Consider the following 17,314-nt stretch of genomic DNA (forward strand, 5'->3'; position numbering starts at 1 on the left):
AAAATGGCCCCCGGTGCAAGCACCGGAGGCCACGTCATCATCGTGAAGGTTACTGGATCACGATGGTGTTAATGATGTTTTCAGCCGCCGTCTGCGCTTTCTGCTGATCTTCCGCTGGCAGGGTGATCTGCAGGGTCAGCAGTTTGTTATCCACCTTGCCCAGCACCACAGAAGAGTAAGCGGTCTGGCCTTTGGCAGAGATGATGCTGTCCAGCTGTTGCAGCGTGTGGCCTTTCAGCTCGATGGATTTATTGGTCACCACCTGCAGCTGCGGATCGCGGCCGCGCTGCTGATCTTCCAGACGTTTAGACAGGACAGCCAGGTCTTCGCTGGTGTCATCGCCCACAATCACAATGACCGCTTTCTGACCGGTTGCGTCGGAGTAAACGTGCATGTTGTTCGCCTGGGTACCCAGCTTGCCGCTCTGGTCAGTCATATCGGCTGGCAGAGAGAAACTGAGTTTGCCATCCATCAGATTCACCGGCTGGCCGGTCGCGTTGCTCTCTGCGGATGCGCCCTGAGCAGGCGTTTTCGTGTCGCTGTTATCACAGGCTGCAAGACCCACAACCAGCAGGCCAATCCCGACATATTTAACCAGATTGCGCATTGACTTCTTCCTTTCGATAAACGGCCATAACGGCTCATTCGTCCATCTTATCACAACTGATAAAGCGAACCCTTAACCAGCCTGCAATGCCGTGATTTCAGATTTATCTGCCAGCCTTTTCAGCAGCATATTCAGCAGCACGCCGTACATTGGCAGGAAGAAGACAATGCTGATGAGGACCTTGAAGCAGTAGTCCACCAGCGCAATTTCCATCCAGTGCTCGGCCATAAAGGCATCCGGGCTGCGCCAGAAAGCGATGAAGAAGAAGGCCAGCGTATCGCTCACGTTACCGAATAGCGTGGAGGCGGTAGGCGCCATCCACCAGCGATGGTTCTGGCGCAGACGGTTAAACACGTGCACGTCAAGGATCTGCCCCAGCGCGTAGGCCATAAAGCTTGCCGCGGCGATACGGGCGACAAACAGGTTGAAGTGCGTCAGCGCCTCAACGCCCTGCCAGCTTCCCATATAAAACAGGGACGACACCACGTATGAGATGAACAGCGCCGGAAGCATGACCGCAAAAATAATGCGGCGGGCCAGCGGTGCGCCAAAAATACGCACGGTCAAATCCGTGGCGAGGAAAATAAACGGAAAACTGAACGCGCCCCAGGTGGTATGAAAACCAAAGATAGAGATGGGGAGCTGCACCAGATAGTTACTGGACGTGATCACCAGTAAATGAAAAAGCGAAAGCCAGAACAACGCTTTAACGCGCTGTGATTCAGAGAACTGCGTCATATTGTGACCTTTTTATACGTTGGGGTGAGGGAACCCAATAAAAACCGCAGCATGATACTGCTTTGGCTGGACATTGCAATGGTTGATTTTTGCGCAATCGTTAACCTGGTTTGCATTGTCCGCCACCGGGCGTAAACTACAGCCGTTTTTACCAGACCGAGAAGACCATGACCGACCTGTTTTCCAGCCCAGACCATACCCTTGATGCTCAGGGCCTTCGCTGCCCGGAGCCGGTAATGATGGTACGCAAGACCGTGCGTAACATGCAGCCCGGTGAAACGCTGCTGATTATTGCCGACGACCCGGCCACGACCCGCGATATTCCCGGGTTTTGTACCTTTATGGAGCATGAGCTTGTGGCGCAGCAGACAGAAGCGCTGCCGTACCGGTATTTGATTCGTAAGGGGTAGGTGGTCCACCGCTGCGGTCTGATGCCCTCACCCCGGCTCTCTCCCACGGGGAGAGGGGGCAAACACTAAAAATGGCCACTGCGTGGCCATTTTGCTTTTACCTAGCCTTTCATCCACGCGCGGATCCCGTCCAGGAACATCTGCGTCGCCATCATCACCAGAATCAGCCCCATCAGGCGCTCCAGCGCGTTAACCCCTTTCTCCCCCAGCAGGCGCAAGAACAGCGACGATTGCAGCAGGATGATAAATGTCCCACCCCAGGCGATAAGCAGGGCAATCACCAGGTGGCTCATTTGATTCGGATACTGATGTGACAGCAGCATCAGGGTGGCCAGAATGGTCGGCCCGGCGACGAGGGGAATCGCCAGCGGTACGATAAACGGCTCTTCGCCCGCGGGCAGGCCGCTGCTGCTCCCTTCGGCGCTCGGGAAAATCATCTTAATGGCAATCAGGAACAGAATAATCCCGCCGGAAATGGAGACCGTTTCTGCGCGCAGGTTCAGGAAGGCGAGGATCTTTTCTCCCGCAAACAGGAAGATAAACATCACCAGCAGGGCGATGAGCAGCTCGCGGATCATGATCGCCCGGCGGCGCTTCGGCTCAGTGTGCTTCAGCACCGACATGAAGATAGGCAGGTTGCCCAGTGGATCCATTATCAGGATCAATAAAACCGCTGCGGAAATGATTTCACTCATGTAAATTATCCCTGAACATCTCTATGGTTATTATGATAATTAGCTGTATTTCTGATTGCCGGGCAATCATCGATTAATTTCGCTTGCGACTTTGGCAGCATTTTGTAATGTGAAGCATATCCCAGTTCAATACTGGCTTGCACAATCAGCACACACCCTCAGCAGGAAAAAAATGCTATGAAAAACGTTGGTTTCATCGGCTGGCGCGGTATGGTCGGCTCTGTACTCATGCAACGCATGGTTGAAGAGCGCGATTTCGACGCTATCCGCCCGGTCTTCTTCTCCACTTCCCAGCTCGGCCAGGCTGCACCGTCCTTTGGTGGTACCACAGGCACGTTGCAGGATGCTTACGATCTGGAAGCGTTGAAGGCACTTGATATTATTGTGACCTGCCAGGGCGGCGATTATACCAACGAAATCTATCCAAAGCTGCGTGAAAGCGGCTGGCAGGGCTACTGGATTGACGCGGCCTCTTCGCTGCGCATGAAAGACGATGCCATCATTATTCTCGACCCGGTTAACCAGGGCGTGATCACCGATGGCCTGAACAACGGTGTGAAAACCTTTGTCGGTGGTAACTGCACCGTCAGCCTGATGCTGATGTCCCTTGGCGGCCTGTTTGCGCAGGATCTGGTTGAATGGGTTTCCGTGGCGACCTACCAGGCCGCGTCCGGCGGCGGCGCGCGTCATATGCGCGAGCTGCTGACCCAGATGGGCCAGCTGCACCACAGCGTCGCAACCGAGCTGGCAAACCCGGCATCCGCGATCCTCGATATCGAGCGTAAAGTCACCGATCTGACCCGCAGCGGCGCGCTGCCGGTGGATAACTTTGGCGTACCGCTGGCCGGTGGCCTGATCCCGTGGATCGACAAACAGCTGGATAACGGCCAGACCCGCGAAGAGTGGAAAGGTCAGGCTGAGACCAACAAAATCCTCAATACCGCGAACACCATTCCGGTTGACGGTCTGTGCGTGCGTATCGGCGCACTGCGCTGCCACAGCCAGGCCTTCACCATTAAACTGAAAAAAGATGTGTCTATTCCGACCGTGGAAGAGCTGCTGGCCGCGCACAACCCGTGGGCGAAAGTGGTACCAAACGATCGCGATATCACCATGCGTGAGCTGACCCCGGCTGCCGTCACCGGCACGCTGACCACGCCGGTTGGCCGTCTGCGTAAGCTGAACATGGGGCCGGAGTACCTCTCCGCGTTCACCGTCGGTGACCAGCTCCTGTGGGGCGCCGCCGAACCGCTGCGCCGCATGCTACGCCAGCTGGCGTAATAATTTGTTAATGACCGGGGGTGATTTTCACCCCCCTTTTTTTGCGTACTACATGGAGTAACACGCGTATGTCTTATTTTTTATCAGGAGTCATGTAGAGCGTTGGCTATGCTTTAAGGAAGAGTCATTTCTTACCTGAGGTTAGGACGGGACTGAGTGGATACCCGTCAGGTCACATTAAAGTCGTCCCAGGCGCTAAAAAAGGACGACATAAAAAACAGGATGAATACCATGTCCGATCGTGTGGATAGAGACGTGATTAATGCGCTTATTGCGGGTCATTTTGCCGACCCCTTTTCCGTGCTGGGGATGCACCGTACAGAGGCCGGGCTGGAAGTTCGGGCGTTGTTACCGGATGCGACCGAAGTGTGGGTCATTGAGCCCAAAACCGGCCGCAAGGTGGCCAATCTTGAATGCCTCGACTCGCGTGGCTTCTTCTCGGGCATCATGCCCCGTCGTAAAAACCCCTTTCGTTATCAACTCGCCGTTATCTGGCACGGCCAGCAAAACCTGATTGATGATCCTTACAGCTTCGGTCCGCTCTTAAAAGAGATGGACGCCTGGCTGCTGTCTGAAGGTACGCATCTGCGCCCTTATGAAACGCTGGGTGCTCATGCGGATACCATGGACGGCATCACCGGCACGCGTTTTGCGGTGTGGGCGCCTAACGCCCAGCGCGTCTCCGTTGTCGGGCAGTTCAACTACTGGGACGGTCGTCGCCATCCGATGCGTCTGCGCCGGGAGACGGGCATCTGGGAGCTGTTTATCCCGGGGGCGCATAACGGCCAGCTCTACAAATTCGAAATGATCGATGCTCACGGCAAGCTGCGCATTAAAGCCGACCCGTATGCCTTCGAGGCGCAGATGCGTCCGGACACGGCGTCGCTGATTTGCGGCCTGCCGGAGAAGGTGGTCCAGACGGAAGAGCGTAAACAGGCCAACCGCTTTGATGCGCCGATCTCCGTCTATGAAGTGCATCTCGGCTCCTGGCGCCGCCACACCGATAACAACTTCTGGCTGAGCTACCGGGAACTCGCCGACCAGCTGGTGCCGTACGCTAAATGGATGGGCTTTACCCACCTCGAACTGCTGCCGGTTAACGAGCATCCGTTCGACGGCAGCTGGGGCTACCAGCCAACCGGGCTGTATGCCCCAACACGCCGCTTCGGCACGCGCGATGACTTCCGCTATTTCATTAATGCCGCGCACGCCGCCGGGCTGAACGTGATCCTCGACTGGGTGCCTGGTCATTTCCCTTCTGATGACTTTGCGCTGGCAGAGTTTGACGGCACAAAACTGTACGAGCACAGCGACCCGCGCGAAGGCTATCACCAGGACTGGAACACGCTGATCTACAACTATGGTCGTCGTGAAGTCGCGAACTATCTGGTCGGCAATGCCCTGTACTGGATTGAGCGCTTCGGCATTGATGCCCTGCGCGTGGATGCGGTGGCGTCAATGATCTACCGCGACTACAGCCGCAAAGAGGGCGAGTGGATCCCGAACGAGTATGGCGGCCGCGAAAACCTGGAAGCGATTGAATTCCTGCGCAGCACTAACCGTATTATCGGTGAGCAGGTCGAGGGTGCGGTTACCATGGCGGAGGAGTCGACGGACTTTGCAGGCGTCTCCCGACCGCCGTCATCAGGCGGTCTGGGGTTCTGGTATAAGTGGAACCTGGGGTGGATGCACGACACGCTCGACTACATGAAGCTCGACCCGGTGTACCGTCAGTACCATCACGACAAGCTCACCTTCGGCCTACTCTACAACTACACCGAAAACTTCATGCTGCCGCTGTCGCACGATGAAGTGGTGCACGGCAAAAAATCCATTCTCGACCGTATGCCGGGCGATGCGTGGCAGAAGTTTGCCAACCTGCGCGCCTACTACGGCTGGATGTTTGCCTTCCCGGGTAAAAAACTGCTGTTTATGGGCAATGAATTTGCCCAGGGGCGCGAGTGGAACCACGACTCCAGTCTCGACTGGCATTTGCTGGAAGGCGGCGATAACTGGCACCACGGCGTGCAGCGTCTGGTGCGTGACCTGAACCTGACCTATCGCCATCACAAAGCCCTCTACGAGCTGGATTTCGACCCCTACGGCTTCGAGTGGCTGGTAGTTGACGACCATGAGCGTTCGGTATTTGTCTTTGTGCGTCGTGATAAAGCCGGCAACGAAATCATCGTCGCCAGTAACTTTACGCCGGTACCGCGCGAACACTACCGCTTTGGCATTAACCAGCCGGGGAAATGGCGCGAAATTCTGAATACCGATTCCATGCACTACCACGGCAGCAACGCCGGTAACGGCGGGCTGGTGCAGAGCGACGCCATCGAAAGCCACGGGCGGCCAAACTCCCTGAGCCTGACGCTGCCGCCGCTTGGCACTATCTGGCTGATGCGGGAGGGTGAATGACGCAGCTTACGGCAGGTCATCCCGAACCGCTCGGCGCGCGTTTTGACGGTAAGGGCGTGAATTTCACGCTCTTTTCCGCTCACGCGGAGCGGGTGGAACTTTGTGTGTTTGACGGGGAAGGTAACGAGCACCGTTACGATTTACCGTCTCGCACAGGGGATATCTGGCACGGGTACCTGTCCGGCGGGCGTCCGGGGATGCATTACGGTTTTCGCGTACACGGTCCGTGGCAACCGGCTCAGGGGCACTGGTTTAACCCGGCGAAGCTGTTGATTGACCCGTGCGCGCACCGCGTCGATGGCGAGTTTAAAGACGACCCGCTGTTTCACGTCGGCTACGGTGAGCCCGACCACCGCGACAGCGCGCCGGTCGTGCCCAAAAGCGTGGTGGTGAACGACCTCTACGACTGGGAAGACGATGCTCCGCCGCGCACGCCGTGGGGCAACACCGTGATTTATGAAGCGCATGTCAAAGGGCTGACCTGGCTGCACCCGTCGATCCCCAACGCGATGCGCGGCACCTATCAGGCACTCGGCCATCCGACGATGATTGCCTATCTGAAACACCTCGGTATCACCGCGCTGGAACTGCTCCCCGTCGCCCATTTCGCCAATGAACCCCGTCTGCAGCGGCTGGGGCTGAGCAACTACTGGGGCTACAACCCGCTGGCGATGTTCGCCCTAGAACCCCGCTACGCCGCCCATCCGGAGACGGCGCGGGACGAGTTTCGTGATGCGGTGAAGACGCTGCACGCGGCGGGCATTGAGGTCATTCTGGACGTGGTGCTGAACCACAGCGCTGAAAGCGATCTCGACGGCCCGACGCTCTCCATGCGCGGAATTGATAACCGTAGCTATTATTGGATCAGAGAGGATGGCGATTACGAGAACTGGACCGGCTGCGGTAACACCCTCAACCTCAGCCATCCGGCGGTCACGCATTTTGCTTATGAATGCCTGAAATACTGGGTTGAGACGTTCCACGTCGACGGTTTTCGTTTCGACCTGGCGCCCGTCATGGGACGCACGCCGGCATTCAGCCAGCAGGCTCCTCTGTTTGAGGCCATCAAAAATTGCCCGGTGCTCTCGCAGGTGAAACTGATCGCCGAGCCGTGGGACATCGGTGAGGGCGGCTATCAGGTGGGGAATTTCCCGCCGCTGTTTGCCGAGTGGAACGACCATTATCGCGATGCCATGCGCCGCTTCTGGCTGGCGCGCGATCTGTCATTGGGGGAGTTCGCCGGGCGCTTTGCCGCCTCCAGCGATCTCTTCAGGCGCGACGGCAAACGGCCGTCGGCCACCATTAATCTGGTGACGGCGCACGACGGTTTTACGCTGCGCGACTGCGTTTGTTTCAATCAGAAACACAATGAAGCGAACGGCGAAGAGAATCGCGATGGCACTAACAATAACCATAGCTTTAATCATGGTATAGAAGGATTAGGCGGGAGCCTGGACGTGATTGAGCGGCGTCGCGCCAGCGTTCATGCGCTGCTGACGACGCTTTTGTTATCGCAGGGCACGCCGATGCTGCTGGCGGGCGATGAGCACGGCCACAGTCAGCACGGCAACAATAACGCCTATTGCCAGGACAATACCCTGACCTGGCTCGACTGGGGTGAGGCGAACAGTGGACTGACCCATTTCACCGCAGCGCTGATCCACCTTCGCCAGCAGATCCCCGCGCTCACCGCCGATCGCTGGTGGGAAGAGGGCGACGGCAACGTTCGCTGGCTGAATAAAGACGCGCAACCGTTGAGTGCGCAAGAGTGGCAACACGGCATCACCTGTCTGCAAATCCTGCTGTCGGATAAGTGGCTGGTGACGCTGAACGCGACGGATGACGTCGCAGAGATTGTTTTACCTGACGGGGAATGGCGCGCTGTTCCCCCCTTTGCCGGAGCGGATAATCCGGTAGTAATGGCTGTCTGGCACGGGCCTGCGCACGGAGTGTGCGTATTCCAAAGATGATAAAAAAGGAGTTAGTCATGGTTAGATTAGAGAAGAACGATCCCTTAATGTTGGCACGCCAGCTACCATTAAAAACGGTTGCCCTGATACTTGCGGGCGGGCGTGGTACCCGTCTGAAAGATTTGACCATCAAGCGCGCCAAGCCGGCCGTTCACTTTGGTGGTAAGTTCCGCATCATCGACTTTGCGCTCTCCAACTGCCTGAACTCAGGCATTCGCCGTATTGGCGTCATTACGCAGTATCAGTCGCACACGCTGGTTCAGCATATTCAGCGCGGCTGGTCATTCTTCAGTGAAGAGATGAACGAGTTTGTCGATCTCCTTCCTGCTCAGCAACGTGTTCACGGCGAGAACTGGTATCGCGGGACGGCGGATGCGGTGACGCAGAACCTCGACATCATTCGTCGCTATAACGCGGAATACATTGTGATCCTCGCCGGGGATCACATCTACAAGCAAGATTACTCCCACATGCTCATCGACCACGTCGAAAAAGGGGCGCGCTGCACCGTGGCGTGTCTGCCGGTGCCCGTTGCCGAGGCGACGGCGTTTGGCGTGATGCACGTGGACGCCGACGATAAAATCATCGACTTCGTCGAAAAACCGGCGAACCCGCCAACCATGCCGGGCGATGACACCAAATCCCTCGCCAGCATGGGGATCTATGTCTTTGATGCAGATTATCTTTATGAGCTGCTGGAAGACGACGACAAAGACGAAAACTCCAGCCACGACTTCGGTAAAGACATCATCCCGAAAATCACCAAAGCTGGCATGGCGTATGCACATCCTTTCCCGCTGTCCTGCGTGCAGTCAGACCCGAATGCCGAGCCTTACTGGCGCGATGTGGGCACGCTGGAAGCGTACTGGAAAGCGAACCTCGATCTGGCCTCAGTCACGCCTGAGCTGGATATGTACGACCAGAACTGGCCGATTCGTACCCACATGGAATCCTTGCCGCCGGCCAAATTCGTGCAGGACCGCTCCGGCAGTCACGGTATGACGCTGAACTCGCTGGTCTCTGGCGGGTGCATTATCTCCGGTTCGGTGGTGGTGCAGTCCGTGCTGTTCCCGCGCGTGCGGATAAATTCATTCTGTAATATCGATTCGGCGGTCTTATTGCCGGATGTCTGGGTAGGGCGTTCGTGTCGTCTGCGTCGTTGCGTGATCGACCGCGCCTGCGTCATCCCTGAGGGGATGGTCATCGGTGAAAACGCGGAAGAAGACGCGCGTCGTTTCTACCGTTCGGAAGAGGGGATCGTGTTAGTCACACGGGAAATGTTGCGGAAGCTGCAGATCAAACAGGAGCGATGATGCAGGTTTTACACGTATGTTCTGAGATGTTCCCGTTGTTAAAAACGGGCGGTCTGGCGGATGTTCTTGGTGCATTACCGGCGGCACAAATCGCCGGAGGCGTGGATACCCGAGTCCTGCTGCCTGCCTTCCCGGATATCCGGCGCGGCATTCCTGATGCAAAGGTTGTGACCCGCCGTGAGACGTTTGCCGGACGCATCACCCTGCTGTTTGGACATTACAATGGCGTAGGGATTTACCTGATCGACGCGCCACACTTATACGACCGACCGGGCAGCCCGTATCATGATACGAACCTGTTCGCCTATACCGACAACGTGCTGCGCTTTGCGCTGCTCGGCTGGGTCGGGGCAGAAATGGCGACGGGGCTTGATCCGTTCTGGCGTCCGGATGTGGTGCACGCGCACGACTGGCATGCCGGGCTGGCTCCGGCGTATATCGCCGCGCGCGGTCACCCGGCAAAATCGGTCTTTACGGTGCATAACCTCGCCTATCAAGGGATGTACTACGCGCATCATATGAATGACATCGATCTGCCATGGTCGTTCTTTAACATGCACGGGCTGGAGTTTAAGGGGCAGATTTCGTTCCTGAAGGCGGGGCTGTACTACGCCGATCACATCACGGCGGTCAGCCCAACCTATGCGCGAGAAATCACCCAGCCGGAGTTTGGCTACGGCATGGAAGGGCTACTGCAACAGCGCCATCGGGAAGGCCGCCTGTCGGGCATTCTGAACGGCGTGGATGAACAGATCTGGAGTCCGGAAACCGATCTCTTGCTGGCGGCACGCTATGGTCGCGATTCCGTGGAAGACAAAGCGGAAAACAAACGCCAGCTGCAGATTGCAATGGGGCTGAAGGTCAACGACAAAGTGCCGCTTTTCGCGGTGGTGAGCCGCCTGACCAGCCAGAAAGGGCTGGACCTGGTGCTGGAGGCGCTGCCCGGCTTGCTCGAGCAGGGCGGACAGCTGGCGCTGCTCGGCGCAGGTGACCCGGTGCTGCAGGAAGGTTTCCTCGCGGCGGCAGCGGAACACCCGGGGCAGGTGGGCGTGCAGATTGGTTACCACGAGGCATTTTCGCACCGCATTATGGGCGGCGCAGACGTCATTCTGGTGCCAAGCCGCTTCGAGCCCTGCGGCCTGACGCAGCTCTATGGCCTGAAATACGGCACCCTGCCGCTGGTACGCCGCACGGGCGGGCTGGCGGATACGGTGTCCGATAGCTCACTGGAAAACCTGGCGGACGGTATCGCCAGCGGGTTTGTTTTTGAAGACAGTAATGCCTGGTCGCTGCTTCGGGCGATTCGGCGTGCTTTCGTCTTGTGGTCCCGTCCGTCGCTGTGGCGTTACGTACAACGTCAGGCGATGTCCATGGACTTTAGCTGGCACGTTGCGGCGCAGTCGTACCGCGATCTTTATCAACGCTTGATGTAACGAGGCGAAGTTACTGATATGAATGCTCCATTTAGCTACTCTTCACCCACGCTCAGCGTTGAGGCGTTAAAGCACTCCATCGCCTATAAGCTGATGTTCACCATCGGGAAAGATCCAGTCATCGCCAACAAACATGAGTGGCTGAACGCCACTCTGTTTGCGGTGCGCGACCGTTTAGTTGAACGCTGGCTGCGATCAAACCGCGCCCAGCTCTCGCAGGAAACGCGTCAGGTTTACTACCTGTCGATGGAATTTTTGATTGGCCGCACGCTCTCCAACGCGCTGCTGTCGCTCGGCATTTACGACGACGTTAAAACCGCCCTCGAAGAGATGGGGCTGGATTTAGAAGAGCTGATTGACGAAGAGAACGACCCGGGCCTCGGCAACGGCGGCCTGGGGCGTCTTGCCGCCTGCTTCCTCGACTCGCTGGCGACCCTGGCGCTGCCGGGACGCGGGTACGGCATTCGCTACGACTACGGCATGTTCAAGCAGAACATCGTCGACGGGCGTCAGAAAGAGTCGCCGGACTACTGGCTGGAGTATGGCAACCCATGGGAGTTCAAGCGTCACAATACCCGCTACAAGGTGCGCTTTGGCGGGCGTATTCAGCAGGAAGGTAAAAAATCCCGCTGGGTGGAGACCGAAGAGATCCTGGCCGTGGCCTACGACCAGATCATCCCCGGGTATGACACCGATGCCACCAACACGCTGCGCCTGTGGAGCGCCCAGGCCAGTAGCGAGATTAACCTCGGTAAATTCAATCAGGGTGACTATTTCGCCGCGGTGGAAGATAAAAACCACTCTGAAAACGTGTCCCGCGTCCTTTATCCGGATGACTCAACCTACTCCGGCCGCGAGCTGCGCCTGCGTCAGGAGTATTTCCTCGTCTCGGCGACGATTCAGGATATCCTCAGCCGCCATCACCAGCTGCACAAAACCTACGCCAATCTGGCGGAGAAAACTGCGATTCACCTCAACGACACGCACCCGGTGCTCTCTATTCCAGAGCTGATGCGCTTGCTTATCGACGAGCATAAGTTCAGCTGGGATGAGGCATTCGAAGTGACCTGCCAGGTGTTCTCGTACACCAACCACACGCTGATGAGCGAAGCGCTGGAAACCTGGCCGGTGGATATGCTCGGCAAAATCCTGCCGCGCCATCTGCAGATTATCTTCGAGATTAACGACTACTTCCTCAAGACGCTGCAGGAGCAGTATCCGAACGATACCGGCCTGCTGAGCCGGGCGTCGATCATTGATGAATCCAACGGTCGTCGCGTACGCATGGCCTGGCTGGCGGTAGTGATCAGCCACAAGGTAAACGGCGTGTCTGAGCTCCACTCAAACCTGATGGTGCAGTCGCTGTTTGCGGATTTCGCGAAGATCTTCCCGACGCGTTTCTGCAACGTGACCAACGGCGTCACGCCGCGTCGCTGGCTGGCGCTGGCGAACCAGCCGCTTTCTGACGTGCTGGATCAGAACATTGGCCGCACCTGGCGCACCGACCTGAGCCAGCTGAGCGAGCTGGAACAGCACATTGATTTCCCGACGGTGAACAAAGCCGTGCGCGAAGCCAAGCTGCTGAACAAAAAGCGTTTGTCGGTTTACCTTGCGCTGCATCTGAACGTGGTCGCCAACCCGAAAGCGTTGTTTGACGTGCAGATCAAACGTATTCACGAGTACAAGCGTCAGCTGATGAACGTGCTGCATGTGATTACCCACTACAACCGGATTAAGGCCGACCCGACGGCCGAGTGGGTGCCGCGCGTGAAAATCTTCGCCGGTAAAGCCGCTTCCGCCTATTACATGGCGAAGCACATTATCCATCTCATCAACGATGTGGCGAAGGTCGTCAACCTGGATCCGGATATTGGCGACAAGCTGAAGGTGGTGTTCATCCCGAACTACAGCGTAAGCCTGGCGCAGCTGATCATCCCGGCGGCGGATCTCTCTGAGCAGATTTCGACGGCGGGTACGGAAGCCTCCGGGACCAGTAACATGAAGTTTGCCCTCAACGGTGCGCTGACCATTGGCACCCTGGACGGGGCGAACGTTGAGATGCTGGAGCACGTAGGGGCTGAGAACATCTTTATCTTCGGGAACACCACGGAAGAAGTGGAGGCGCTGCGCAGAAAAGGCTACTCGCCGCGTGAGTTCTATGAAAAAGATGAAGAGTTACGTCAGGTACTGACGCAAATCGCGACCGGTGTATTCAGCCCGGACGAGCCGGGCCGCTATCGCGATCTGGTGGATTCGCTGATTAACTTTGGCGATCACTACCAGGTGCTGGCGGATTATCGCAGCTACGTGGACTGTCAGGATAAGGTGGACGAACTGTACCGTCAGCAGGAGAAGTGGACCAGTGCTGCGATGCATAACATCGCCAATATGGGGTATTTCTCGTCCGACAGGACCATCAAGGAGTATGCCGAGACGATCTGGCATATTGATCCGGTGAGGCTGTAAAAACAAAGCCCGGTGGCGCTGCGCTTACCGGGCCTACGGGATCGAGTAGGCCGGGTAAGGCGGAGCCGCCACCCGGCTTTTTTTCAATTACGACGCTAACGACAGCTCACGCTTTCCCGCATGCTGCTGCAGCCACTGCGCCACACGCGACTGCTGTTCGGCATTCAGCCACATCCCTTCTTTGGTACGGCGCCAGATGGCGTCGTCCAGGCGGCGAACCCACTCGTGCTCGACCAGGTAACGCAGCTCGGCTTCGTACAGCTCGTGACCGAAATGCTCGCCCAGATCCGCAATGTCCTTCGCATCACCGAGGAACAGCTCGGTATTGCTGCCGTAGGTGCGGGCGTAGTGGCGCGCCATGCCTTCGGTAATGAACGGGAAGCGACGGCGCAGCTTCGCGGCATAATCGTCGCGGTTGTCGCCGATATCACCGCCGGGCAATACCGCGCCTTTGGTCCATGCCGGGCCAATGCCCTTATAGTACGGGGCCAGTTTTTCCAGCGCGTGCTCCGCCAGCTTGCGGTAGGTGGTGAGCTTGCCGCCAAACACCGACAGCAGCGGCGCCTGGCCGTCTACGTCGTGAATATCGAGCGTATAGTCGCGGGTGATGGCCTGCGGTGAGTCAGACTCGTCATCGCACAGCGGACGCACGCCGGAGTAAGTCCAGACTACGTCATCGCGGGACAGCTGTTTCTTAAAGTGTGCGTTATACACTTTAAGGAGGTAGTTCACTTCGCTCTCGTCGATCTCAACGTTTTTCGGATCGCCTTTGTACTCCACGTCGGTGGTGCCGATGATCGAGAATTCGTCCATCCATGGGATCACAAACACGATGCGCTTATCTTCGTTCTGCAGAATGTACGCTTGTTTTTGCGTGTGTACGCGCGGCACCACAATATGGCTGCCCTTGATCAGGCGGATGCCGTACGGCGAAGGCAGATGCATGCCGTCGTCGAAGAACTGCTTCACCCACGGACCGGTGGCGTTCACCAGACCGCGCGCTTTCCAGCTGAATTTCTCGCCGGTATCAATGTCTTCTGCTTCGACGATCCACAGGCCGTTTTCACGACGCGCGGCGGTAGCGCGGGTACGGGTTTTCACCTCGCCACCTTTCTTCTCCACCATCTGCGCATTCGCCAGCACCAGACGTGCATCGTCCACCCAGCAGTCGGAATATTCGAAACCGCGCACGATTTCAGGCTTCAGGACCGATTCTGAGCCAAAACGCAAACCGTTCGAACCCGGCAGGCTGGTGCGTTTACCCAGATGATCGTACATAAACAGACCAATTCGTATCATCCATGCCGGACGCAGGTGCGGGCGATGGGGCAGACGGAAACGCATCGGGATCGCCAGATGCGGCGCCATTTTTAGCAGCACTTCGCGTTCGGCCAGCGCTTCACTGACCAGGCGGAATTCGTAGTGTTCCAGGTAGCGCAGGCCACCGTGGATCAGCTTGGAGCTGGCGGACGACGTCGCGCAGGCGAGATCGTTAGCTTCCAGCATCAGCACGGATAAACCGCGTCCTGCGGCATCGACCGCAATACCGGCACCGTTGATGCCACCGCCTATCACAATCAGATCTTTGGTTTCCATAACACCCTCATGCACTTTCGTTAAAGCTCAAAAATGTTCGATATCGCTCATAATAGCAAAGGAACGCGCTTTTGGTAACATCAAAAAAACAATTTAGAGTGATATGGATAACATAATGGCGTTTACCCGCCGCCAGGACGTACACTACGGGGTAAAATAGTGCGGTCTGATGCCCTCACCCCAGCCCTCTCCCACGGGGAGAGGGGGATCCGTTTCCCTCTCCCTCCGGGAGAGGGTAGGGTGAGGGGGAAAACCGCACCACACCTGAATATAAGATGAGAACACCATGGATCAGTTTGAATGTATTAACGTAGAAGAAGCCCATCAGAAGATGCACCAGGGAACGGCGGTGCTGGTGGATATCCGCGATCCGCAGAGTTTTGCGATGGGCCATACGCCGGGCGCGTTCCATCTCACCAATGACACGCTGGGCGCGTTTATGCGCGATAACGACTTCGATACGCCGGTGATGGTGATGTGTTACCACGGCAACAGCAGCAAAGGCGCGGCGCAGTATCTGCTTCAGCAGGGCTACGACGCGGTGTACAGCGTCGACGGCGGCTTCGATGCCTGGCATCGTCATTTCCCGGCAGAAGTGGAATACGCCTTTGAGCGCTAATCCCGCTATACTGTTCCCTTTTGTGTGGAAATAAGCGACCGCTGCCCATGTTGATGATCACCTCTTTTACCAATCCGCGCGTCGCCCAGGCGTTTGTCGACTATATGGCAACGCAGGGCGTTATTCTGACCATTCAGCAACATACGCAGACCGATGTCTGGCTGGCCGATGAGAGCCAGGCCGGGCGGGTAAACGAGGAGCTGGCGCGTTTTCTTGAGAATCCTGGCGACCCGCGCTATCTGGCGGCAAGCTGGCAATCCGGCCAGACGGGCAGCGGATTGCATTACAGTCGTTTCCCTTTTCTTGCCACTATTCGCGAGCGCGCAGGGCCGTTTACGCTGCTGCTGATGGCCGCCTGTATTATCGTCTTCATTATCATGAACGTGGTGGGCGACCAGAGCGTGATGATCGCCCTGGCGTGGCCGTACGACCCCTCTCTGGAGTTTGACGTCTGGCGCTACTTCACCCATGCGCTGATGCACTTCTCAGTGATGCATATTCTCTTCAACCTGCTGTGGTGGTGGTATCTCGGCGGGATTGTCGAGAAGCGACTCGGCAGCGGTAAGCTGATCGTAATCACCGTGATTAGCGCCCTGTTGAGCGGCTACGTGCAGCATAAATTCAGCGGCCCGTGGTTCGGTGGGCTGTCGGGCGTCGTCTACGCCCTGATGGGCTATGTCTGGCTTCGCGGAGAGCGCGACCCGGAAAGCGGCATCTATTTACAACGCGGATTAATAGCCTTTGCGTTAATATGGCTAATTGCCGGATGGTTTGATCTGTTTGGTATGTCTATCGCCAATGGTGCGCACGTCACTGGCCTGGCTGTCGGGCTGGCAATGGCGCTTGCCGACACGCTCCATGCGCGAAAACGAACATAATTCTCAGGGATAATTGATGAAACAAACACAACGTCATGACGCCATTATCGAACTGGTCAAAAAACAGGGATACGTCAGCACCGAAGAGCTGGTCGAGCAGTTTGCCGTCAGCCCGCAAACTATCCGTCGTGACCTGAACGATCTGGCCGATCAGAACCGTATTTTGCGCCACCACGGCGGGGCGGCGCTGCCGTCCAGCTCGGTCAACACCTCCTGGCATGACCGTAAAGCCACGCAGACGGCGGAAAAAGAACGCATAGCCCGTAAAGTGGCGAGCCAAATCCCAAACGGGGCGACGCTGTTTATTGACATCGGTACCACGCCGGAAGCGGTTGCTCACGCGCTGCTGGATCACGAGAACCTGCGCGTGGTCACTAACAACCTGAACGTCGCCAACACTCTGATGCAGAAAGACGATTTCCGGATCATCCTCGCCGGTGGAGAACTGCGCAGCCGCGACGGGGGCATTATCGGTGAAGCGACCCTCGACTTTATCTCTCAGTTCCGCCTCGACTTCGGCATTCTGGGGATCAGCGGTATCGACAGCGACGGCTCGCTGCTGGAGTTTGATTATCACGAGGTGCGCACCAAGCGCGCGATTATTGAAAATTCACGCCACGTGATGCTGGTGGTGGACCATTCGAAGTTTGGCCGTAACGCGATGGTGAACATGGGCAGCATCAGCATCGTGGATGCGGTCTACACCGACGCGATGCCGCCAGCGGGCGTGATGCAGGTGATTAAAGATAATAATTTGCAGTTAGAATTGTGCTAGGAATTGTGCTAGGAATTGTGCCAGGAATTGTGTCGGGTGGCGCTGCGCTTACCCGACCTACAAATTGTTCTCCCTCTCCCTGTGGGAGAGGGCCGGGGTGAGGGCATCAGGCCGC

The 17,314-nt window shown here is 57.2% G+C and carries 14 protein-coding genes; 10 read left to right on the forward strand and 4 right to left on the reverse strand.

Annotation, left to right across the window (positions count from 1 at the left end):
* Positions 1–49: 49 nt before the first annotated feature.
* Together L977_RS22570 and L977_RS22575 are read right to left on the reverse strand one after the other, a co-directional pair.
* The gene (locus L977_RS22570) at positions 50–607 is read right to left on the reverse strand and encodes a DcrB family lipoprotein (protein WP_023309515.1); all 558 of its coding nucleotides are present in this window, start codon (positions 605–607) and stop codon (positions 50–52) included.
* A 72-nt stretch (positions 608–679) separates the two neighbouring features.
* Positions 680–1,345 carry a 7-cyano-7-deazaguanine/7-aminomethyl-7-deazaguanine transporter gene (locus tag L977_RS22575; RefSeq protein ID WP_014885561.1) on the reverse strand — a complete coding sequence of 222 codons (666 nt, stop codon included), beginning with the start codon at positions 1,343–1,345 and terminating at the stop codon, positions 680–682.
* A gap of 167 nt (positions 1,346–1,512) precedes the next feature.
* Here L977_RS22575 and tusA point away from each other — a divergent pair, with 167 nt between their 5' ends.
* A complete protein-coding gene (tusA, locus tag L977_RS22580; protein WP_014885560.1) occupies positions 1,513–1,755 on the forward strand; it encodes a sulfurtransferase TusA in 243 nt (80 codons plus the stop codon).
* A gap of 101 nt (positions 1,756–1,856) precedes the next feature.
* On the opposite strand, the gene yhgN is transcribed toward tusA, so the two are convergent.
* Positions 1,857–2,450 (reverse strand): NAAT family transporter YhgN, encoded by a 594-nt coding sequence (gene yhgN, locus L977_RS22585; RefSeq protein ID WP_003861574.1) that lies wholly within the window; start codon positions 2,448–2,450, stop codon positions 1,857–1,859.
* Positions 2,451–2,627: 177 nt separating this feature from the next.
* On the opposite strand from yhgN, the gene asd reads away from it, so the two are divergent.
* The 6 genes from asd to glgP all read left to right on the forward strand — a co-directional run bounded on the left by asd (position 2,628) and on the right by glgP (position 13,331).
* Positions 2,628–3,731, forward strand: coding sequence for an aspartate-semialdehyde dehydrogenase (gene asd, locus L977_RS22590; RefSeq protein ID WP_023331502.1), 1,104 nt, complete (start codon positions 2,628–2,630; stop codon positions 3,729–3,731).
* A gap of 231 nt (positions 3,732–3,962) precedes the next feature.
* Positions 3,963–6,149 (forward strand): 1,4-alpha-glucan branching enzyme, encoded by a 2,187-nt coding sequence (gene glgB, locus L977_RS22595; RefSeq protein WP_047626978.1) that lies wholly within the window; start codon positions 3,963–3,965, stop codon positions 6,147–6,149.
* Entirely contained in the window at positions 6,146–8,119 is a 1,974-nt protein-coding gene (gene glgX / locus L977_RS22600; RefSeq protein WP_047626979.1) for a glycogen debranching protein GlgX, read from the forward strand. The genes glgB and glgX overlap by 4 nt, the downstream gene beginning before the upstream one ends.
* A gap of 17 nt (positions 8,120–8,136) precedes the next feature.
* Positions 8,137–9,432 carry a glucose-1-phosphate adenylyltransferase gene (gene glgC, locus L977_RS22605; RefSeq protein WP_023337914.1) on the forward strand — a complete coding sequence of 432 codons (1,296 nt, stop codon included), beginning with the start codon at positions 8,137–8,139 and terminating at the stop codon, positions 9,430–9,432.
* On the forward strand, positions 9,432–10,865 hold the full coding sequence (gene glgA / locus L977_RS22610) for a glycogen synthase GlgA (protein ID WP_045268722.1): 1,434 nt from the start codon (positions 9,432–9,434) through the stop codon (positions 10,863–10,865). Before glgC ends, glgA begins: the two co-directional genes overlap by 1 nt.
* Before the next feature lie 18 nt (positions 10,866–10,883).
* On the forward strand, positions 10,884–13,331 hold the full coding sequence (glgP, locus tag L977_RS22615) for a glycogen phosphorylase (RefSeq protein WP_014885554.1): 2,448 nt from the start codon (positions 10,884–10,886) through the stop codon (positions 13,329–13,331).
* Between the two features lie 87 nt (positions 13,332–13,418).
* On the opposite strand, the gene glpD is transcribed toward glgP, so the two are convergent.
* Positions 13,419–14,927, reverse strand: coding sequence for a glycerol-3-phosphate dehydrogenase (gene glpD / locus L977_RS22620; protein WP_014885553.1), 1,509 nt, complete (start codon positions 14,925–14,927; stop codon positions 13,419–13,421).
* A gap of 286 nt (positions 14,928–15,213) precedes the next feature.
* Between glpD and glpE the strand changes: the two genes are divergently transcribed.
* The 3 genes from glpE to L977_RS22635 are packed head-to-tail and all read left to right on the forward strand — an operon-like array spanning position 15,214 to position 17,199.
* Positions 15,214–15,546, forward strand: a complete 333-nt coding sequence (gene glpE, locus L977_RS22625; protein ID WP_014885552.1) for a thiosulfate sulfurtransferase GlpE — start codon at positions 15,214–15,216, stop codon at positions 15,544–15,546.
* A gap of 47 nt (positions 15,547–15,593) precedes the next feature.
* A complete protein-coding gene (glpG, locus tag L977_RS22630) occupies positions 15,594–16,424 on the forward strand; it encodes a rhomboid family intramembrane serine protease GlpG (RefSeq protein WP_014885551.1) in 831 nt (276 codons plus the stop codon).
* Positions 16,425–16,440: 16 nt separating this feature from the next.
* A complete protein-coding gene (locus L977_RS22635) occupies positions 16,441–17,199 on the forward strand; it encodes a DeoR/GlpR family transcriptional regulator (RefSeq protein ID WP_014885550.1) in 759 nt (252 codons plus the stop codon).
* Positions 17,200–17,314: the final 115 nt, after the last annotated feature.

This window comes from Enterobacter sp. ZOR0014 (assembly GCF_000798855.1).
Taxonomy (GTDB): domain Bacteria; phylum Pseudomonadota; class Gammaproteobacteria; order Enterobacterales; family Enterobacteriaceae; genus Enterobacter; species Enterobacter kobei.

Coding starts and splice junctions, on each gene's coding strand:
- glpD (WP_014885553.1), bottom strand. CDS start 14,927: ATGGAAACCAAAGATCTGATTGTGATAGGCGGTGGCATCAACGGTGCC.
- tusA (WP_014885560.1), top strand. CDS start 1,513: ATGACCGACCTGTTTTCCAGCCCAGACCATACCCTTGATGCTCAGGGC.
- glgA (WP_045268722.1), top strand. CDS start 9,432: ATGCAGGTTTTACACGTATGTTCTGAGATGTTCCCGTTGTTAAAAACG.
- glgX (WP_047626979.1), top strand. CDS start 6,146: ATGACGCAGCTTACGGCAGGTCATCCCGAACCGCTCGGCGCGCGTTTT.
- glpE (WP_014885552.1), top strand. CDS start 15,214: ATGGATCAGTTTGAATGTATTAACGTAGAAGAAGCCCATCAGAAGATG.
- glgB (WP_047626978.1), top strand. CDS start 3,963: ATGTCCGATCGTGTGGATAGAGACGTGATTAATGCGCTTATTGCGGGT.
- glgP (WP_014885554.1), top strand. CDS start 10,884: ATGAATGCTCCATTTAGCTACTCTTCACCCACGCTCAGCGTTGAGGCG.
- asd (WP_023331502.1), top strand. CDS start 2,628: ATGAAAAACGTTGGTTTCATCGGCTGGCGCGGTATGGTCGGCTCTGTA.
- glpG (WP_014885551.1), top strand. CDS start 15,594: ATGTTGATGATCACCTCTTTTACCAATCCGCGCGTCGCCCAGGCGTTT.
- L977_RS22570 (WP_023309515.1), bottom strand. CDS start 607: ATGCGCAATCTGGTTAAATATGTCGGGATTGGCCTGCTGGTTGTGGGT.
- L977_RS22635 (WP_014885550.1), top strand. CDS start 16,441: ATGAAACAAACACAACGTCATGACGCCATTATCGAACTGGTCAAAAAA.
- glgC (WP_023337914.1), top strand. CDS start 8,137: ATGGTTAGATTAGAGAAGAACGATCCCTTAATGTTGGCACGCCAGCTA.
- yhgN (WP_003861574.1), bottom strand. CDS start 2,450: ATGAGTGAAATCATTTCCGCAGCGGTTTTATTGATCCTGATAATGGAT.
- L977_RS22575 (WP_014885561.1), bottom strand. CDS start 1,345: ATGACGCAGTTCTCTGAATCACAGCGCGTTAAAGCGTTGTTCTGGCTT.